3 protein-coding genes are annotated in these 1,554 nt (G+C 60.9%); all 3 read left to right on the top strand.

Annotated features, from left to right (window positions below; genetic code table 11):
• On the top strand, nt 1–348 hold a 348-nt coding region (gene tnpA, locus BLR85_RS28250; protein WP_139188628.1), incomplete at its 5' end, for an IS66-like element accessory protein TnpA.
• A complete protein-coding gene (gene tnpB, locus BLR85_RS28245; RefSeq protein WP_085828814.1) occupies nt 345–692 on the top strand; it encodes an IS66 family insertion sequence element accessory protein TnpB in 348 nt (115 codons plus the stop codon). The genes tnpA and tnpB, both read left to right, overlap by 4 nt.
• Before the next feature lie 59 nt (nt 693–751).
• On the top strand, nt 752–1,554 hold an 803-nt coding region (tnpC, locus tag BLR85_RS28240; RefSeq protein ID WP_139188627.1), incomplete at its 3' end, for an IS66 family transposase.

Here is a 1,554-nt window from a genome sequence, read left to right as displayed (position 1 = left end):
GATGAGGAGAAGGTGTCGATCTGTGCGCAAACATGCGCGCCGGGGGTATCGGTTGCGCAGGTGGCGCGGCGTTATGCCATGAACACCAACTTGATCCACAAATGGCTGCGTGATCCCAAATTTGCACCGGATCCTGAGAACCTTGAAGATGAGGTTGCTGAGACGGCATGTTTTCTGCCTGTGGAGATTGTGGACCGGGCCCAGCACAAAGACACAGCCCCGACGCCGGACGCCAAACCCGCACACAGCGCCATTGAGATAGACATCGCGGGCGGTCACCGCCTGAGGATCATCGGTGGCTACGACCCCGAAGCACTGGCCCGGCTGATCCGTTGGCTATCTGCATGATCCCTGTCCCAGCGAACACGCGTGTCTGGCTGGCCGCTGGTGTGACCGACATGCGGCGCGGGTTCACGACGCTGGCGGCGCAGGCCGAGCAGACGCTGAAGCAGGATCCGTTCACGGGGCATCTTTTTGTCTTTCGTGGTCGCCGCGGCGATCTGATCAAGATCATCTGGTGGGATGGCCAGGGCGCGTGCCTGTTCAGCAAGCGTTTGGAGAAAGGCCGGTTCGTTTGGCCCTCGGCCAAGGAGGGCAAGATCGCCCTTACGGCTGCCCAATTGGCGATGCTGCTGGAGGGGATCGACTGGCGTCTGCCGCAACGCAGCTGGACGCCGCTCAAAGCGGGGTAAATCACCGCGTACAGCGCATCCGGGATTCACGTGTCAGCCCTGTTTTGCTATGATTGGACATGCTCGACGTGGCCAAATCCCTACCGGAAGATCCTAATGAACTGAGGCAGTTCACTACGCTTTTGCTGGCCGAGGTGAAGTCGCAGGCCGTCCTGATCGAGAAGCTGCGCCATCAACTGGCCGGTCACCGCAATCACCGGTTCGGGTCGTCATCAGAGAGCATCGAACAGCTTCAACTGGCCTTGGAAACGAGCGAGATCGCGGTCGCCAAAATGACGGCAAAACTGCGCCTTCCTGACGAAGAGCCCAAGGACAAACCGAAGCGTCGCCCCATTCCCGATCATATCCCGCGCATGGAAGTTGAGCTGACCACAGGTGACGATGGCTGTGCTCAATGTGGCGGCGCTTTGCGCCGCCTGGGCGAGGACGTAACCGAGGAACTGGAGTATGTGCCAGGCCGGTTCATCGTGAACCGCATCGTGCGGCCGCGCTTTGCCTGTTCGGGCTGCGAGGCCTTTACGCAGGCTGCGCTGCCATCGCGCCCCATTGAACGTGGGCGTCCCGGCCCAGGTCTGCTGGCGCATGTGTTGGTCAACAAATATGCGGATCACCTGCCGCTCTACCGCCAAAGCGACATCTTCGAGCGTGACGGGATCGACATTGATCGCTCCACGTTGGCGGATTGGGTCGGCAAATCCACAGCACTGTTGGAACCGCTGGCAGATGCCATCGGGCGGCACGTGTTGGCCAGTCAGGCTATCTTTGTGGACGATACGCCGGTGAAGATGCTCGCTCCCGGCACCGGTAAGACCGCAACGGCGCGATTGTGGGCCTATGGCCGGGATGAACGACCATGGGGCAG

The sequence above is a fragment of the Aliiruegeria lutimaris genome, assembly GCF_900099935.1.
Classification (GTDB): Bacteria; Pseudomonadota; Alphaproteobacteria; order Rhodobacterales; family Rhodobacteraceae; genus Tropicimonas; species Tropicimonas lutimaris.
The sequence above is the reverse complement of the archived record's forward strand: the minus strand, read 5'-3'. Positions and strand labels throughout refer to the sequence as shown.